This window comes from Mesorhizobium sp. M0771 (genome assembly GCF_040320155.1).
In the GTDB taxonomy this organism is placed as follows: domain Bacteria; phylum Pseudomonadota; class Alphaproteobacteria; order Rhizobiales; family Rhizobiaceae; genus Mesorhizobium.
This window is the reverse complement of record NZ_JAMYPC010000036.1, coordinates 1-16,608: the sequence shown is the minus strand read 5'-3', so window position 1 is coordinate 16,608 and position 16,608 is coordinate 1. Positions and strand designations below refer to the sequence as shown.

General features: G+C 57.7%; 14 protein-coding genes and 2 pseudogenes. 7 read left to right on the top strand and 9 right to left on the bottom strand.

Features of this window, described 5'->3' with window-relative positions:
- Positions 1 to 419: 419 nt before the first annotated feature.
- Positions 420 to 1,862, bottom strand: a complete 1,443-nt coding sequence (hemN, locus tag NKI05_RS30840) for an oxygen-independent coproporphyrinogen III oxidase (protein ID WP_352794057.1) — start codon at positions 1,860 to 1,862, stop codon at positions 420 to 422.
- Between the two features lie 1,015 nt (positions 1,863 to 2,877).
- Here hemN and NKI05_RS30835 point away from each other — a divergent pair.
- From NKI05_RS30835 to NKI05_RS30820, 4 genes and pseudogenes are all read left to right on the top strand, one after another.
- Positions 2,878 to 4,011, top strand: coding sequence for a porin (locus NKI05_RS30835; protein ID WP_352794055.1), 1,134 nt, complete (start codon positions 2,878 to 2,880; stop codon positions 4,009 to 4,011).
- A gap of 18 nt (positions 4,012 to 4,029) precedes the next feature.
- Positions 4,030 to 4,289: pseudogene (locus NKI05_RS30830) on the top strand (thiazole synthase); the annotation flags it as partial.
- A gap of 74 nt (positions 4,290 to 4,363) precedes the next feature.
- Positions 4,364 to 4,645: a hypothetical protein gene (locus tag NKI05_RS32310; RefSeq protein ID WP_502898779.1), complete on the top strand. Its 282-nt coding sequence runs from the start codon at positions 4,364 to 4,366 to the stop codon at positions 4,643 to 4,645.
- A gap of 1,032 nt (positions 4,646 to 5,677) precedes the next feature.
- A complete protein-coding gene (locus NKI05_RS30820) occupies positions 5,678 to 6,172 on the top strand; it encodes a MaoC family dehydratase (protein WP_352544067.1) in 495 nt (164 codons plus the stop codon).
- 992 nt (positions 6,173 to 7,164) lie between these two features.
- Here the strand turns inward: NKI05_RS30820 and NKI05_RS30815 are convergent.
- The 3 genes and pseudogenes from NKI05_RS30815 to NKI05_RS30805 all read right to left on the bottom strand — a co-directional run bounded on the left by NKI05_RS30815 (position 7,165) and on the right by NKI05_RS30805 (position 9,274).
- Positions 7,165 to 7,436, bottom strand: a pseudogene (locus tag NKI05_RS30815) (restriction endonuclease).
- A gap of 112 nt (positions 7,437 to 7,548) precedes the next feature.
- A complete protein-coding gene (locus tag NKI05_RS30810; protein ID WP_352794053.1) occupies positions 7,549 to 8,055 on the bottom strand; it encodes a hypothetical protein in 507 nt (168 codons plus the stop codon).
- Positions 8,056 to 8,125: 70 nt separating this feature from the next.
- The gene (locus NKI05_RS30805) at positions 8,126 to 9,274 is read right to left on the bottom strand and encodes a hypothetical protein (RefSeq protein ID WP_352794051.1); all 1,149 of its coding nucleotides are present in this window, start codon (positions 9,272 to 9,274) and stop codon (positions 8,126 to 8,128) included.
- A gap of 379 nt (positions 9,275 to 9,653) precedes the next feature.
- On the opposite strand from NKI05_RS30805, the gene NKI05_RS30800 reads away from it, so the two are divergent.
- Both NKI05_RS30800 and NKI05_RS30795 read left to right on the top strand, forming a co-directional pair.
- Positions 9,654 to 9,950 carry a hypothetical protein gene (locus NKI05_RS30800; RefSeq protein ID WP_352794049.1) on the top strand — a complete coding sequence of 99 codons (297 nt, stop codon included), beginning with the start codon at positions 9,654 to 9,656 and terminating at the stop codon, positions 9,948 to 9,950.
- A 65-nt stretch (positions 9,951 to 10,015) separates the two neighbouring features.
- The gene (locus NKI05_RS30795; RefSeq protein ID WP_352794047.1) at positions 10,016 to 10,393 is read left to right on the top strand and encodes an ABC transporter permease; all 378 of its coding nucleotides are present in this window, start codon (positions 10,016 to 10,018) and stop codon (positions 10,391 to 10,393) included.
- On the opposite strand, the gene NKI05_RS30790 is transcribed toward NKI05_RS30795, so the two are convergent.
- From NKI05_RS30790 to NKI05_RS30770, 5 genes are read right to left on the bottom strand one after another with little or no spacing between them, the layout of a single operon-like run.
- Entirely contained in the window at positions 10,390 to 10,650 is a 261-nt protein-coding gene (locus tag NKI05_RS30790; RefSeq protein ID WP_352794045.1) for an ABC transporter permease family protein, read from the bottom strand. The genes NKI05_RS30795 and NKI05_RS30790 overlap by 4 nt on opposite strands.
- Positions 10,638 to 10,889: an ABC transporter permease family protein gene (locus NKI05_RS30785; protein WP_352794043.1), complete on the bottom strand. Its 252-nt coding sequence runs from the start codon at positions 10,887 to 10,889 to the stop codon at positions 10,638 to 10,640. Before NKI05_RS30785 ends, NKI05_RS30790 begins: the two co-directional genes overlap by 13 nt.
- Before the next feature lie 14 nt (positions 10,890 to 10,903).
- Positions 10,904 to 11,287 carry a hypothetical protein gene (locus tag NKI05_RS30780; protein WP_352794041.1) on the bottom strand — a complete coding sequence of 128 codons (384 nt, stop codon included), beginning with the start codon at positions 11,285 to 11,287 and terminating at the stop codon, positions 10,904 to 10,906.
- Positions 11,284 to 11,517 (bottom strand): hypothetical protein, encoded by a 234-nt coding sequence (locus tag NKI05_RS30775; protein WP_352544074.1) that lies wholly within the window; start codon positions 11,515 to 11,517, stop codon positions 11,284 to 11,286. Before NKI05_RS30775 ends, NKI05_RS30780 begins: the two co-directional genes overlap by 4 nt.
- 1 nt (position 11,518) lies before the next feature.
- The gene (locus NKI05_RS30770) at positions 11,519 to 12,211 is read right to left on the bottom strand and encodes an ABC transporter substrate-binding protein (protein ID WP_352794039.1); all 693 of its coding nucleotides are present in this window, start codon (positions 12,209 to 12,211) and stop codon (positions 11,519 to 11,521) included.
- A 1,025-nt stretch (positions 12,212 to 13,236) separates the two neighbouring features.
- Between NKI05_RS30770 and NKI05_RS30765 the strand changes: the two genes are divergently transcribed.
- Positions 13,237 to 15,876, top strand: coding sequence for a hypothetical protein (locus tag NKI05_RS30765; protein ID WP_352794037.1), 2,640 nt, complete (start codon positions 13,237 to 13,239; stop codon positions 15,874 to 15,876).
- Positions 15,877 to 16,608 lie beyond the last annotated feature (732 nt).

The window sequence follows — 16,608 nt, the reverse complement described above, 5'->3', positions numbered from 1 at the left end:
TGGTCGCCAATCGGTCATGCAAGATGGTTGACGAAAAGCAAAGCTTGACAATCATCGCCCCATTCACGCCAGACTTCTCCTGTGCGTTCATCACTCGGCTACGGCTCCTCGCCTGCCCCGACAAGGCTATCGCCGCCCGGCCGGGCAAGCGATATCCCAGGTTCCGACGTGTTCCTTTCATGCTTGATGGACCTAGGCCCCGGCAGGGCGGGAGCATGAGGCTGGGTTCTCGGTCGCGGATCTGTGAGGCAAGCACGGGGTAAGCGACGGCTTGACCCACCATTGGGGAGGCCGGCTTCGGCACGGAGGTGCGGCCTCGGCGTTGAGAGGCATCGGATCGGGTGTAGCAGGACTTTCGAACTAACTGCCGACAACACACTGGATAGGCTGTTCTCGTCGTTCGGTCCAGTTCACCTCGCCTATGTCGAGATTTTACGGCGCTTCACTAACCGGGCACCGCACGATGGCAACTCGTTCTCTCCGGCAAAAGATACTCCCTGTGTTAGCTTCCGTGTTGTGTGCTTGCCCTCACCTGCGGGATACGTAAGGCCATCTCTAAAAGCATCGAATGCGGCAGCGACAGCGCGAACTCCAAAGCGATGCTCCCGCCGTACGCGGACAAAACCGTTTTCGAAGTCCACTATTCCGTCCTTGGCCAGTATCGCCAAACGCTCATCTGAACCGCGAAGACGGATCGGATCAGATCCGTGGGCGACACAGATTGCCGGCACGTCAGCCTCGAAATCGCACATTAATCGCTCGATGATTGCGGCTCGCAGGCGGTCGTCGTCTGTGAGGCGATGGCCCTTCGATATCGCCAGTCGGCCAGCTGCGATGTGCCGGATGTAGAAATCCCGTGTAACTTCGTTTTGAACGTACCCCTGGCCGATGCGGCCGATAGCCGACGCGCCGAAACCGATCAGGGTTCTGCAGGTATCGGCAGAGTAGCCCAACGAGTTACGTCGCAAGCGACCTGTTTCCTGTGCCAGCGCGAGCTCGTCGTGCGGCAAGGCGAAATGGTCGAGCCCGATCTCTCGGTAGCCGGCGGCAACCAGCGTCACGGCGACAGCCGCATGCTGTTCAGCGCGGGCAGCGCTGTGGGGAAGAAATTCCGCCTCGATGAGGCGCTGGTTCTTTATTTGGGATGGGATATGCGAGTAGCCGAACAAGGCAAGCCGGTCGGGGCGCATGGCGACCGCTGCCCTCGCCGTCTCGACGCACGACTCCACCGTTTGACGCGGCAGGCCGTAGATGAGGTCGAAGTTGATCCGGTTTACTCCATGCCGGCGCAGCATTTCCACGGCAGCCGACGTCTGGGCCTCGCTCTGGATTCGGTTGATCGCTTTTTGAACAATGTGATCGAAGCTCTGTACGCCCAGGCTCGCGCGGTTCACGCCGGCCGCTCCCAAGCCTTCCGCCATCTCGGGCGTGAGCGTGCGTGGATCGATCTCGATGGCGACCGTAACTGTTTTCGAGATGGCGAAGCGGCATCGCAGGAACTCCATCAGAGCGAGGAACTCGGCTGGTCCGATGAGAGACGGCGTTCCGCCGCCGAAATGTATGTCGCTCACGGGCAGCGTCTTCGGCACTCGCTCGCAAACCAGACGGATCTCGTCACGCAGCGCCGCCAGATAGTTGAGGATGGGCGCATCATGGCGGGTGATGGTGGTTGGGAAGCCGCAATACCAGCAGGCTGATCGGCAGAACGGAACGTGCAGATAGAGTGACACCGGATCCTCAGCCGGCAGGTTCCTGAGCCATGCCTCATAAGCCTCGGCGCCGACCGCCCCGGAGAACTCCGACACAGCCGGATAGATAGTGTACCAAGGCAGCCGGGCCTCTCGAAATTTCGTGGTCTGCAAAGGCACAATCCCATACTGATAACAACCAACCCTACCCACCGCGCCCGCCTGGGTCCTTGCGCTATGTCAGTCCGTTCCGTTTGGGCTCGAATCTAGATCTTTTTAGCAATGGGCGCCGTTCAGTCTTAGGCTGGACAGCGATGGTCTGAGCACCTGGTCACCGACTGATGATGGTGATCCGTCAGACCCTCACGCGCCCCTTTTGTTTGACTATCCCATCTCTTCCCTTCACCTGCGCCTCGGAGATTCTACTGAGCGCAGCTGCCGCAATGGGCGAGACATACGGGCTTGGGACCAGATTTTGCTCGCCAGATAGTGCCGGCCCCCTTAGTGAACTCTGCCATGTCGATGAGCTCGTTGTTTGAATTGCTGGCAAGATGCATTAGCTGTGGCGCGCCGCTTTCAGGACGAGAACCTGCTCGGCGCGACAGTCCTGTCCGCCGCAATGCCAAGGCAGGCGCCCTACTGGCTTTGATGCAAAGCTGCAGCGCGTGGTTGTCGACCATCATCTCGCCAAAATGACGGCGTCGTGCCGAGCGGTCCCGCCGCATGATGCCTCAACGTCGGGCTCACCACAAACAATGCTCTCCCCATGAACGAAACTGTCGCGAAGCGAACAGTCGAACCGTAGCCGAAACGTTTTCCGTTCGTGCTTGGGTGGATCCGCAAGGCAAAAACAAGGAAGTGCGAACCAAGGTCCGCCCGCACAATTGAGCTTCAAGCCGCAGCTGGTCGTCAGGCTGGCACGTCATTTGCGGTCGAATGCAGGACCGTTTGTGACGCCTACCTCTACCAGCTGAGTTGACTGTGATGATTGTACAAAACTTTGCAAACCTCCATTTCGGCGATAATTACGTTATCGGCAGCTAAAAGCAATATTTTACTACAATGACCAGAGTACATTCTAGTCCTTCCTTCAGGGCTTAGCTGACGGCCCAGCACAACTGCGCGCGATTCAAATTTGTTCACAGAATCACTCGTGTCCATCACTTTATTATTAAAGCGGAGATCGACAATGACCATTAGGAGCCTCCTCCTCGGCTCAACTGCGGCACTGATTGCCGTTTCCAACGCTCGCGCCGTCACCACCGCCGCCGAGCCTGACCCGACTGAGAACGTCAAGATCTGCAACGTCTACGGCTCGGGCTACGTCTACATTTCAGGCACCGAGACCTGCCTGCGAATCGGCGGCTCTGTCCGTGACAACGTCGGATTGTTTGACCACTCAAGAACCTCGGATGTGAGGACTGGTGAGCATTGGGGCGCGTGGCAAAACAACACACGCTTCACATTGAAAACCTGGACCGGCCAGGAGACCGAACGCGGGACGTTGAAGACCTACACCGAAACCCGCGTGAACTTCGGAAGCCACCAGACATCGGTTTCGGACAGTTCTCGGTCCTATGCCTTGAACGGAGGCAGCAGCCTGACTATCGCCTGGATTCAGCTTGGTGGCCTTCGAGTTGGTAAGGACCGGTCGGCTTTCGACATGTTTATTGGCTGCGCGGGTGATGTACTGAACCAGACGCCGGCTCCGTACGCCGCTTTCGATACCAATGTGGTTCAGTACTACTTGGACGCAGGGAACGGCCTTTCGGCCGTGGTTTCGCTGGAACAAGGCTCGGACGTGGTCGGCACAATCGACAGCTACGCTCCCCACATAGTAGGCGGCTTGAAATATGCACATGGCTGGGGAGCGATCACCGGCGTTGCAGCTTATGATAGCAACTACGAATCGGTGGCCGCCAAGGTCCGTGTCGACATCAATGTCACCAACGAACTGTTGCTATCCGGAATGTTCGGCTACGGTTCCCATGGCCAGCTCAACTACGGCTCGACGGATTCGGTAGACGCTCATGGTCGCGGTTTCTATAAACCTTGGGGCGGGAACTGGGCTTTCTGGGGTGGCGCCGCTTACGAGCTCACCGAGTCAGCTTCGTTCAACCTTCAGCTCTCGGGTGATCAGCTCAAGAACTATGGTGTCGCTGTGAACGTCGCCTATGCGTTTCTTCCAGATTTCACAGTTACCGCTGAACTCGACTACGGAGGCTCCGCCGTCGGAAAGGTGAAAGCTTCCGAAGTGAACTGGACCAATGCCAACAAGAAGAGCAGTGTCGGCGGTATCCTCCGTTTCGAACGCTCATTCTAATGCGATGAAGCGTTGAGCTCCGAGGTCCAGTTGATGCGCGGACATTCCCCCTACATTCCGTTGATTGTGGATGCACCGCTCGGACGGCCCTACGCGGCGACCGTCATGGAGCTCGGGTTTGACGCCGTGCTCCTGAACAGGGCGGTCCCGAGGCGGCCGATCCGGTCGGCATGGCGCGTGCGTTCGGCAAAGCGGTGGATGCCGGTCGTGAAGCTTTCAGCTCGGGAATGCTCGAACCGCGCTACCCACCGACGATCGGCAGGGCCGTCTTCTCATGAAGTCGTGGACGTGCCGGCTCGATTGACGGCTGGTGCCGCTCGGCGTGAGTCTGGTGCAGCTCCGGATAAAGGATATGGACGAGAAAGGACTGCAGACGGAAATCCGCCGCGCGAACGACGCCTGCGCGGTCCATGGTTGCCAAGTGAGTCAACGACAAATAGCGCACGGCAATCGAGGAAGGCTGCGACTTCGTCCATCTTGGTCAAAAGGATTTGGCTGCCGCCGATGCCTGACGATGAAATACGTCGGATTGAAGCTCGGCCAGTCGATCCACGATCACACCGAACTGGAGCCAGTGGCCGAACCGGAGTATGTGGCGCTCGGCCCAGTCTATCCAACAGCCTCAAGAAGATGAATGGGCGTCGCAAGGACTCGAGCGGATCAGCGAGTGGAAGCACCAGGTCGCGCCGATCCCATTGGTCTGCATCGGCGGCCTCAACCTGACCGTTTCGAAGGCGTTTTTCGAGGCTGGCGCGCGGAAAGCGCAGCCGTGGTCACCGACTTTGGGCTGAACGACGCCAGAAGCGCGCACGCGAGAATGGATCGAAAGACAGAGCAATGGCGCTGAGGCGAGAACCGCATGTGCTCGTTGCTGTCGGGTCAGACTCCAGCGGTGGGGGCTGTTACCCGCGAGATCGAGACGATCGCTTCCAGTGGCGTGCGCACCTGCCTTGCTGTCAGCGCGCTGACGGTGCAAACCCATGAACACGCCTGGAAATCCAAGTTACGCAACCCGTCTGGTGCCGGATCAGATGCGCGCTACGCTTCAGCCTAACAGAGTGGCCGCTACCAAGATCGGCATGCTCGCAACGGCTGAGATCGATCGTCGCTGCGGTTGCCGCTGTGCTGCGCGAATATCCGCGCATACCGACAATCCAGATCCGGTGCTGGCTTCCACGTCAGGCCGAGTGGTTCTTGAAGCAAGCGCCATCCCGCATCATATGGCATTGAACTGGCGCTTCTTGCCGGCTCAGTGCTACCGGTGAATGAGGCCGGCGCGCTTCAACAAGGACCCCAAGCCACCCCGTCTGCTGGACTCCTCCCAATTCGAAACACAGATGGTTCCTATCCAGACAATTGATTTTGTCAATCTGCGACAATACCGCATAGCGGCGCCGGCGGAATGATCACCGGTAGCAAGACGAGCTGCTTTCAGTGGCCTGCAGGACGCGCACCGCGACCGAGGTACAAGCCAGCCCGTCTGCGGCCATGTTCGGATCGGCCGCATCGGTGCGCCGAATGAGATTTACGGCGGAACGTTCTATTCGTGCAGCCGTGACGGCAGTCATCTTACTCGCGCCATCCTGCCGATGGATGGCCGGCAGTCGGTGCAGCATGGGCTGACACTGTTCACGGAATGAAGCCGCTCGCGCTTCGGACGGTTGAAATGGAGGACATTAGCGTGGAACCGATCAGTCTCGACGAACTTCTGGCCAGCGTCGGCAAGGAAGTCGGCGTGTCGCCGTGGCGGGTGGTCTCGCAGCGGATGATCGACCAGTTCGCCGAGGCCACCGATGACCACCAGTTCATCCACTGCGATCCGGAGCGCGCCAAGCGCGAGACGCCGTTCGGCGGCACCATCGCACATGGCTTCCTGTCGCTTTCGCTTTTGTCGGCGATGACTTTCGAGACCATGCGGCCGCTCGAAAACTGCAAGATGGGTGTCAACTATGGCTTCGAATCGCTGCGCTTCCTGGCGCCGGTGAAAACCGGATCTCGCATCCGCACCCGTTTCGTACTGGCCGACGTCAAGGTCAGGCCGTCGGGCTGGGTGCAGACGGCGCTGGGCGTGACGATTGAGATCGAGGGCTCGAAAAAGCCGGCGCTGACCGCGCGCTGGTTGACGCTGACGCTGATCAAACGCCAGCCGGAGGCGGCCTGAATTGCTCAACGAGCGTCAGCAGAGACGATCTTCACGTGCCGGGGGCGATGTAGGCGACCAGTGCGCACCGATCGGCAACGCGCCCGCGGGGGTCGCTAGATAGAGTGGCAGGAATGCCTGATCGGTGCGGTCTCGGAGGGGCTCGATGTATTGGAAGCGCGTCGCCTTTCGGCGCCGCCTTCCTTCTTCACGAAGGTCCATGGAGGATTGCCGACCACGGGGTCGAAAGATCGGCTTGTGATCGGAGTGGGCAGATCCTCCCCGACTGAACCTGCCTCAAATAGGGTGTTATCGATCAACCGGGCCCAACTTGACGTCGCGGTGTCGCTGATGGACCCGCGCCTGGTCGAGTTGGTCCGCCTGCTCGCCCGCCGTGCCGCGCCGTGGCGTTCGAGGAGCAAACGAAGGAACGCCGCACCCGCGCTCCTGGATGTCACAGGAGAGTGCATTGTAAAGGTTGCGATCTAAGCCCGCTATTCATCCGACAATCTGCGACGCTTCCATCGCCGACCAGCCTCCGCGTCTGCCCTCGTCATGCCGAGAACCAGGGCTGGCAGGTTGTCGAGGAATGCACCGATCACCTGATGTCCGGCGTCTCTCCTCCGTCCCGATAACCCAGGCACTGATCTCGGATGCGACCCGCGGCCGTTCCGTATGTCCTGGCCGAAGCTATGGACCGCCTCTCGCGCGATCAGAAGGATACCGCCGGCCTTTTCAAGCGCATGGCTGAAGTGGTTCTGTCACGGCAAGGACCTCACCAAGCCACCGAAGAAATCGGGAGCGACGTGAGCCGGAGACAAAAGCCATGCGCAGCGAGAGCCTCTGATATTCGCGCATCCGCGCGACACGTGTCCTGGTCAAGCGTTCGCTTCGTAGATCGGCTATCGCGATAAGGAGCGAGTAATAGCTTCAAACCGACAAACTCTTTCAGCTGATAATGGATCTCGGCGCGAAATCCGCCGCGTCCCTGCTGAAATAGGACGTGGTCAGCGTCATAGCTCCGTGACACGCTCATGCTGAGCCACCCCGTACAGCGCGCGGACGACACCAACGTCGACGGGGTTGTCTGGCGCGTAACGCTTGCACTCGACAATATACAGGAACGACCCGAAGCTGTCCGCCTTAGCCAGATAGAATCCTTGCCGCCATCCCGGGTTTGCGGCGTGATCGTGAACTTGTAGCCCTCTCGTTGGAACAACTCGGCCGCCAACTCGTCGAACTCACGCGGCGGCAGTGCATGGACCAGATCCGGCTCCTGACCCACCGCTCTAAGCAATGCCTCGCTCACCAGGCGGACGTCCAAGATAATGGTCTTTTCTTCGTGGCTGCCCAGCGATAGCGGCCGTCCATGAGGTTACGTGCGCGCGCTCGCTCGATCACGTGGCCGACGCGAATTGCTTTCCAACTGCCTGTTCCAGGACCGGTTGCGCAGCTTTCATGTCTTGAAACATCACCGCGAGGGCTGCGCCGAGGGTTTCCATATCCTGCTTTTTCTGCATCAGCTGGACGTGCTTCTTCACCTCATTTATCGAGGTCTGGAGCTTTTTCACGGGAAGTTCTTGCTCCGGCGGGAGGTTGACCGTGAACGCGCCGAGACCGCTATAGAGACGGACCAGGCTTGCCGAAATCTCTTTGCGTTTTGCCGGGTCGACGGCGCCGCTCGTCCCTACCTCTTCGGTGAACGCGCTCAGCAATTCCTCGAACTTCTTGTTCTCTGCGACGAGGCCCTGAAACTCCTGGACCTTCATCTCTTCGATCCGGTTTACGCGAGCCTCGTAAAGCGACCAATAAACGCCTGCACCGCCAGCGGCGCCGGCTGTAAGCGACGCCACTACGGTCCCAAGAATGTGCGCGCGAGCAAATCCTGTGATCGCCTTCAGCACTGTCTGCGCTCCTCAAAGCGGCACACAAACGTTACCGCGCCCCATTATATACATATTCGTGGCCGAATTTTTAATTTTCAGCCGAGGGGACTTCTTTCTTTATCGTTACGTCCGTCTTAAGGCCAACGGTATCTTTGGTAGCCTCGCGCTTCGGGCAGACCTCGTTCTCCCACAGATGAATGTTGGCGTACATCTCCATGGTCTGGCGTATATCCGTTTCGAGCTCCATGTCGCAGATTGAAGTCACGGCATTGGCAGAGTTCAACACTTTCGTGTAAGCCGCCTCTTGCGCCGTCACGCCCGATCCTGACAAGGCCAGCATCGCCGACACGTACCCGGCCATGGCAGCCTTCTTCATAGGGCGCCCGAAGTATCCCGGCGAGTGTATTTCGACATTTACGCCACCAAAATAGGTTTTATCATAGTACTGGTCGATGGCTTCGTGAAATCCCATCGCAAGAAACAATTCAAGTTCGCCCTTCTTCAGAGCAAGGTATTGAGATGCGAAGAAATTGGTGAGATCTACAGCCTTATTTAGATCGTTTAGATCGATATCATCTTTTGTGACGCGAATGAGATTGCCGGACGACTCTTTCCACACATAGTCGCCGTACGCGTGGGTATATATCTCTCGCCGGTCGTCTTCTCGCGTGACCTGGATGATGGCTTGTCGATTCTGCATGAGCCGGATCAGCCGCCGGTTAAACTGCTGTTTGGACAGATTCACCGGCAGCCACTTCACCTTGCGGGCAGGGATGGTCTCATCGGGATAGCGGTGGCTTGTGACCGTGAAATCCGGGTCGAAATCATTCATCACCTCGCCGAAAAAGACGGTCGAGCCATACCCCTTTCCCGGGACGATGACCAAATCCCCAGCTTTCGCCTCTGTGTAGAGATCGTGAACTTCGTGCACAAATCTGGGTGCGTCGACCGTGACTGTAGTTACTGCGTAATCGTCTGCATTTCGGCTCGGTTTGTCGTCCGGATTTGATCCGCGCCGCCTCCAGATCCCGATCCGTCTCGCCATCCGAAGCTTGTTACGGAGGCTCGTGTCGTTCAGGTCGGGCGCTGTGGGGAACGAAATGCCAGGAAGGTCGAGAAACACCGATTCCGAAGCTTGAAAGTCGCCGTAGAACCGCTTTCCTTCACCGGGATGCAGCACGAAAATACGATGATTATCCGGCAGAATGCGAATTGCCGGATCCACAATTATTGACATTTCACCCCCGCGAATCGGCCGCCAAGCACATCTAGCCTAGAACTTTGGGCTTGTCAGTTCACTGCCCAAATCTTCCACCGGTTTGAAACATTAGACAAGCTCTAGTGCTCGCGCCAAAATCTACTATTCTAGTAGTCGCCGGAACCGCGCGAACTCGGGCACCTGCACCAGCCGCTTCGGATCCCACCGGGGCTAACGTCAACGGACTTCCAACAAGCATCTCAAATCTGAGCGCGGAGCCTTGCTCGAGCGCCGCGATGCGATGTGGAAGCGACGTTCTGGTGCACCCGAATGCCAAATCCCAAAAACCGGTCATCGATTTGAGCTACATCTAAACGCCATACGGTTCGCAGCTTGACAAAGAGACCTGGCGGAGCTCGTGCACAGCATCCACGAGACGATCGATGCGCTGGCTGACGTGCGCCGCGCCGACGGCGCGCTGCCGAACGAAAAGATCACGGTCGACGGCCTCTCCCCGACCGTCCTGGCGCTGCTGCGCGGCGACGGTCCGACTGGTCCCACAGCGCCGACCGGCCCGGAGGACGGCCTGGACCGTCGCCGCTTTCCTTGGCCGGTTGCCGGAGCAGATCCTGCCGCCGCCGTGGATCGTGTTCGCCACTTTGTTGGAAGGCATCCAGGACGGCGCGCTGCTTTCCAGCACGGTGTTGAGCCTTGAGCGCGTTTCGGAGGGATTTCCTGCCGGTGCACTCGTAGGCCTCGTCTTCGGCAACGGCGGTTGGCTTGTCGAAGACCCTTCGCGAATTCGTCGATCCGCTGTTCCTCGCCCTCAGTCAGGTCCCAACCCTCGGCTGGATGCCGATTGTCATTCTCATCGTCGGCATCGACGAGGGTCTGAAGATCATCGTCATCGGCTGGTCGGCCTTCATTCTGGTCGTACTGAACACGTCCCAAGGCGTGCGCGACGTTCCAGCAGCTTATGTGGAGCTTGGCCGTGTCCTTTCGTCCAGCCGCTGGTCGAAACTCACGATGATCGTGCTGCCTTCCGCCGTGCCGTCGATCTTTACCGGGCTGCGAGAAGGCCTTGCCAACGGCTGGCAGACCCTGGTTGCGGTGGAACTCATCGCATCGTTCGAAGGGCTCGGATACCTGATGGCCTAGACATTGGCGTAGTCTGAATAGGCCTGCTGAAACTGGATGTACCAGCCGAGGCCATAGTCTGGCGCCGAGCATCTCGGCGACGACCAACACAGCGAAGGAATAATAGAGACCCATGACAGGCCGACGAATACGTGCGGCAGCGATTCTGGGATGGCGAACTTGAGGACAAGGAAACGAATATCGGCTCCAAGTGTGCGCGCCACGTCGTAATACGCTCTGTTGACCGGAGGGACGCCGGATGCCGTCAGGATCGCCACCGAATGCCGGCCGAGAGCGCAACGATGAAGATCGAGGCGCCAAAATTTGTCGGGAAGAAATAGAAGGCGGCGTGAATCCAGGCCGTTGCCGGCACCGGGCCGATCAACTTCAAGATCGGCATGCCCCAATAGTTGAAGCGCGCCGACCAGCCGAGAGCGACGCCCAGCGCGAAGCCGGCAGGAATGACCGAGAACAAGCCGAGCGACCCAAAGCCGCAGAGTATAGAGGATGCAGACAAGCAGCCTCGGTCCGTCAACGACATAGACATTCAGAAGGCCGTGCGGCGGTGAGAAGAAGGGCTTCGGCAGCCAGCCGAATTTCGCGGTCGTGAATTCCCAGATAGGAACCAGAGACCGAGCGCCAGGAACGACGGTCCGTAATACACGAGCGTGCGGCCGACCCGCCCGAGCAGCCGACCGAGAAGGCAAGCACGGCGAAGATCGCCGCGCCAACAGCGGTCAGGATGGCGAAGAGATCAGCGGTGCCCCATGGCACCACATCCGGCAGCGCGACCGTGATGACGGCCGTTGCCGCCCATGCAGCGGCCGCGTACAGGCCAAACTTCCAAACTCCGCCGAAGGTCGCCGACCGAGCTTCAACCCCGCCGGAATCGAGGGCCTGTATTGCATCGCTCATAAGAGGGCCTCAGGCGAGCAGTTGACCGTGATCCGCTCGGCGAAGGCCTTCGGATCGGTGGTCGCGTCAAGGACCTTGACGAGCCTCAAATCCTCCGAAGCCCGCTGGATCTGGGCGACCAGTTCCGGCCCGATCGGGTGGTTGTGCGTGACCAATCCGCCGATGATCGCCTCGAGGTCTTCCAGGCTCAGGCCCGCCTGGTTCAGCGCTTCCAGATACCATTTCGCCACCTCACCGGGATGGCTTGCGACATATTCGTGTATCTCGATATTTGCCTCGGCCAGACCGGCGGAGCGCGTCGCGGTTGACCTCCAAGGACAGGCCGTTGACGCCGAGCACGCAGCACGTCGCTCTCTCATAGATGCCAGTCTGGGTATCGGCGATCTTGGTGAAGTTGAACTTCTTCTCGATCGAATAGGCCCAGGGATCAAGATGCGCCGCCAGATCGGCCTCGCCACGATCGACCGTCTCGCCGACGAGATCGAACGGCACCGGCTTCCACGTCACGTCGGTCACGGGATCGATCCCGTTCTTGGCGAGCGTCACCTGGAAAGCGACCTGCGGCCGCGCGCCGATGCCATAGGTGGCAATCGTCTTGCCCCTCACGCCGGCGATATCTTTGATACCGGAAGCGCTGGAAGCAAGCAGGCGCTGGCAATCGTCATGCGACCCGACGACGAGCTTCACGTCGAAGCCCTGCTCCAGCGGCTTCAACCAGTCGCCGATCAGGCCGGCGCCGGCGTCGGCCTTGCCGGAGGCGAGCGCCTGGATAAACGTCTGTCCGCTCGCGCCCTGACAGAACAACGCGACGTCGAGATTGTGCCTTGCATAAAAACCCTTGGCGAGGCCCAAGCCGAGCGGCGAATGGCAGGCCGCGACTTCCGTCCAGGCGAGCCGGACCTTGGCGCATTCTGGCGATCGCATAACGGACCGTGCGGCTGCCGACTATACTAACCGCCGCAGCGGCCCGCCGGCGATGCCGACCGATTTCAAGATCGTGCGTCGCGAGACGCCCTTGCCGCCAACTTTCGAATTCGCCTTGTCCGTGCTCACAATTGAACCCATTAAACAATCCAATTGGGTTGCGAAAGCTACGCGCCCTTACGAACAGAGCGCGAAGTGTCTCCAGTTCCACCGAATCACCGACCTACCGTCTTTATTCTAACGTTGTGACACTTCAAACTATTTTACAGAACCTTTACGACCGGAAACCGCTGACAATGGTACGTTCGCCACGACGTCAGAGGTTCGTTGCGGCCAAAACTGATGCCCGTTTACGCTCAGATCGCCGCACAGCATGCAGCCTCGGGGTCACAAGAGCCAGTGGCAAGAAGAGCGCTTATCCTGTTTGAAGGCCATGCGATGGATGCCGGGCTGTTGTACGTCCAAGCGGCCCATCGTCTTGGCCTTCATCCAATTGTCGTATCGGCTGAGTCAACGCAGTGCAATTGTCTCGCGCCTGAAGGAATTGAGACATAGCCACTGCTCGTCCTGACCACGCATCAACTGTAATACTCTTTGATTAAAACGTCACAAAGGGCGGATGGGCATGCAAGCAGCGGATTATAACATAATAAAGTACTTCTACAGCCGCACTCACGACTGCTATGACGGGACATATAGAGTGATATTCATCGGACGATGGTCTGGTCCGGCGCAGAGGGTCAATCAACTGGCAGGATGATTTCACGTTAGCCGATTTTGTTTCTGCAACGATGGTGATCGTCTGGCGTTAGGACTGCGAAGTTTTGCTCCGCAGCCCCGGAACCCGGTCCCTTAACCAGTTCAGAACAACCCTATTTTAGTTGCCGGCTCCTCGGAAGTTTGAAGAGAAAGCGGTTGCCGCTGACCTCGACACTTCGGCGATGCGGAGGGCCTAGACTTAAGAGTGGACGACGAGTGAGACGTTCTCAGCCAGAAAACTTGCGCTTGAGCGAAGGAGGAAATATATGCAGCATATACTGGAGCGCTTTGCCGCCAAGATAAAGAAAGCCGACATTGGTCAGCAGTCTTCAGGACGGTCATGTATCGAACAAACGTTTGAACCTGACATTTATGGCGAGATAGCTCCGCGTCTTCCAGAAGACGACGTCTATGAGGACGTCTATCGGTTTATCGGCCACCCTGATGCAATGTTTCCAGACGGGGGCAGTTTAACGGAAAAGATCACCAAATGGCAAAAACCGGAGGATCGCCTGCTCTTGAGCGACCTGCGGGACACCGACCATAATGCACGGATAACGGCGGAGGACATTCCAAAGGTTCTGGACGAATTTGGAGATTCCCTAAAGGTACTCTCACTTGACTGTTTCGATACGTTGCTATGGCGCAAGACAGCGACACCTAGAGACGTTTTTGCCGTGCTAGCCGATACTCCAATCGCGCGAAGGCTAGGGGTTACTCCTCACCAACGAATTAGCGCTGCTGCGCGTGCCCGTCGAGCGAAGCCTTTAGAGAACGGATCCAGGGAAATCGACATCGGTGACATTTATCGGTCTTTTACGTCGCTCTCCAGTGAAGAACAGGAGCTACTGGCCGAGTTAGAAATTCGGACCGAAATGAGTGTTTGCTTTGCATTCTCACCGTACGTGGAACTGATCAGGCTGGCGCACGCCCGTGGTATCAAAATTATCGTCGTGAGCGATACGTATTTGCGCGAAGGCGAGTTAAGGCGTCTTTTGGCTCGGCATTTGCCTGCGGACGTTATGCAGTCAATCAGCAAGCTGTACTGCTCAGTCGATTATGGGACGTCCAAGAGCGATGCTCTTTTTCCCATTGTGATCAAAGAGTGTGGGGTGGCGGCATCGCAACTACTTCACATCGGAGACAATGATGTAGCCGATGCGCAAGCGCCTCGGAAATTGGGCGTACGTGCGCTGCATTTTCTGGCGTTTGATCGTGAGGTTACAGATTTCTTGCGCCTCCAGTACGCAGCATCCTCGTTGATTGTACTCGAACAGGCAGCACCTGAAGCAGTGATTCAGCCATGCTGGAGTCCGTTTCGCCCAGTTTTTTCTGTAGCAAATCTGCGTCCGTACACGCCTGAGACATTGATAGGGTACATGTCGTTTGGGCCGGCGCTATACGCCTATGCCCGCTTTCTGACGGACGAGGTAGAGGCACTACAACGACAAGGTAAGCGAGTAAAAGTCTTTTTTCTATTGCGTGATGCCTATCTTCTTTCAGCGGTGTGTGAAGCCTATGCGCGCAAGCCCGTGGGCAAGCTGGTACGTATCCGAAAATTCCATGCTATCGCCGCCTCTTTCAAAACTCGCGCTGATATCGATTATTACATCAGCGGGATTGAGCCCGAATTCGACACCCTTCATGCCCTCGCAAAGCAGCTTTTGCTTCCGCCTGAAGTGATGGAATTGTTAATACGGGTCGCTCATCAATCTGACGATCCCAAAACGGCTTTTCATCAGTTGTTGCACGACGACGATGTCGTGGAGTTGATCCTCAAAAATTCCTTTTCTTTACGTGCCCGCTTGATGCGCTATTTGTCGAAGGAATTGGAACTGGAGGAAGGCGATACCATTATATTGGCGGACACGGGCTATAACGGCAGAACGCAGGAGCATTTGTCTCGCACGTTCAAGCGCGAATTGAATATCGAAATACTCGGCCGCTATGTGTTTGCTTCCGACGAACCTTATCGTGCGGCTAACAGCAAAGCCCTTATTGCATCGCAATGGGCTAATTACACCTTATTCGAGCAATGCTGTACTGTAAAGGAAGGAGCGGTAGTGGACTATGATTTTGCCGGAAGGCCAGTTCTGAAGGAAATTAAGCTTAGTAACAAGCAGTATGAGAAGGTCGCCAACGTTCAAGCTGAATGCTTGCGGTTCATCGATGATGCCAGGACGTTTTTTACGAGGTCTGGTATGACACATGAGTACTCTATTTTGCAGCGGGCCGCCCACGCAGCGCTTTTCCGTAATGCCTACATGCCTATTGAAGCTGAGCTGGAATATTTCAAGGACTTCCAGCACGACAAGTTTATGGGGCCAGATCGCAAGAAGACGATCTATCATTTAGAAAGTGCCTGGAAGAATGTGAGGCGCCTGCCCTCGCCCTATCGGCTGGGCGCATATGAAACGCGCGGCTTGGGGCTTGACTTCACATTCAGCGGTTTGGTGCAAAGAAGATTTCAACTTGAGCTAGGCCCAGAAGATATGAATGTGCGCATTTCACCTCTGAGAGTCTCGATCGGTAGTATACATGAGTCCAATATCTTCTTGCTCCGGGCACGCCACCTGCATGACGGATATTTCTCCATTATGCTGCCATATGTAAGCGGCACGCGTGTGAAAATGCTCTTAGGGGAGCACTACGAATGGTTGCAGATCGCGGATATCCAACTATCTAATAGTGCAGGATGCGTGTGTAGGAATTTGTCAATTTCTCTCGATCTGGAAGAAATGAACCGAGAGGGGGAGATTTACCAGTGCCTGTCACAAACGAGTGTCGCGTCAATACATCCCATTCATTTGCAGCAGGTCAAAACGCCTCATTACTATCATGTGTTCTTTCGCCCATTGGTTTCGAGGGCATCCGATCTGCCGCGGAGGCCAGGCGCCTCGCAATAAAAAGCGGAAAATTCATGCCGCCTTCGCATCGCTTACCTGCAGCACGCCAGCGTTCAAGAGGAAGGTTCCGGCCTTATGGCCGTGGGTGGCGCGCAGCTGATGGACCTCCCGCAGGGTCGGCCAGAAGGTGGAACACGGCAGCCGGCCGTGAGGCCTGCGGCGGGGCAGTCAACGTGACAGTGCGTCTCTCCCTGATTGGCGCTCTATAGAGGCCCATGGCGCGCTCAACCGGGCGAGGTGGCCGAGGGAGCAAACTCATCAAGCAGGGTAGAGAATCGGGGTTTGCGGTTTTACCGGATCGCGGCCATGTCGAGCAGGCTTTGCCGACGATGAAGCGCTGCCTGAGGGAATAGGTCGAGAGACGATCGGGGGCGGCAGGACGAGAAACACCGTAAGACCTTATGTCCTTTTCTGGTTGCCGGCCGTGAGGTGGTTCGCCCTACACTGGCAGTGTTGAAACGAGGATTGCTCGTCGAGCCTATCCTCATGCCCAGTGCCGGGTCGCCGCAATCCAGGGTGAGCGTGACCCTATTGGGCAGCGCCCGCCCTCACACGCGCCCGCAGCGATCGCGTCGTCTCCTGGACAGGCTTGACGCGCGCCTCACCCTGGATCGACAGCGCTAGCCCCAGCAGATGCCGGGTAGTGTGCTGAGAGTTCTGCAAATTCGCTGAGAGGGGGCGGTCATGGCAGGCTGGTGATTGTTCACGTCACCTGATTCCCGCGAAGGAACG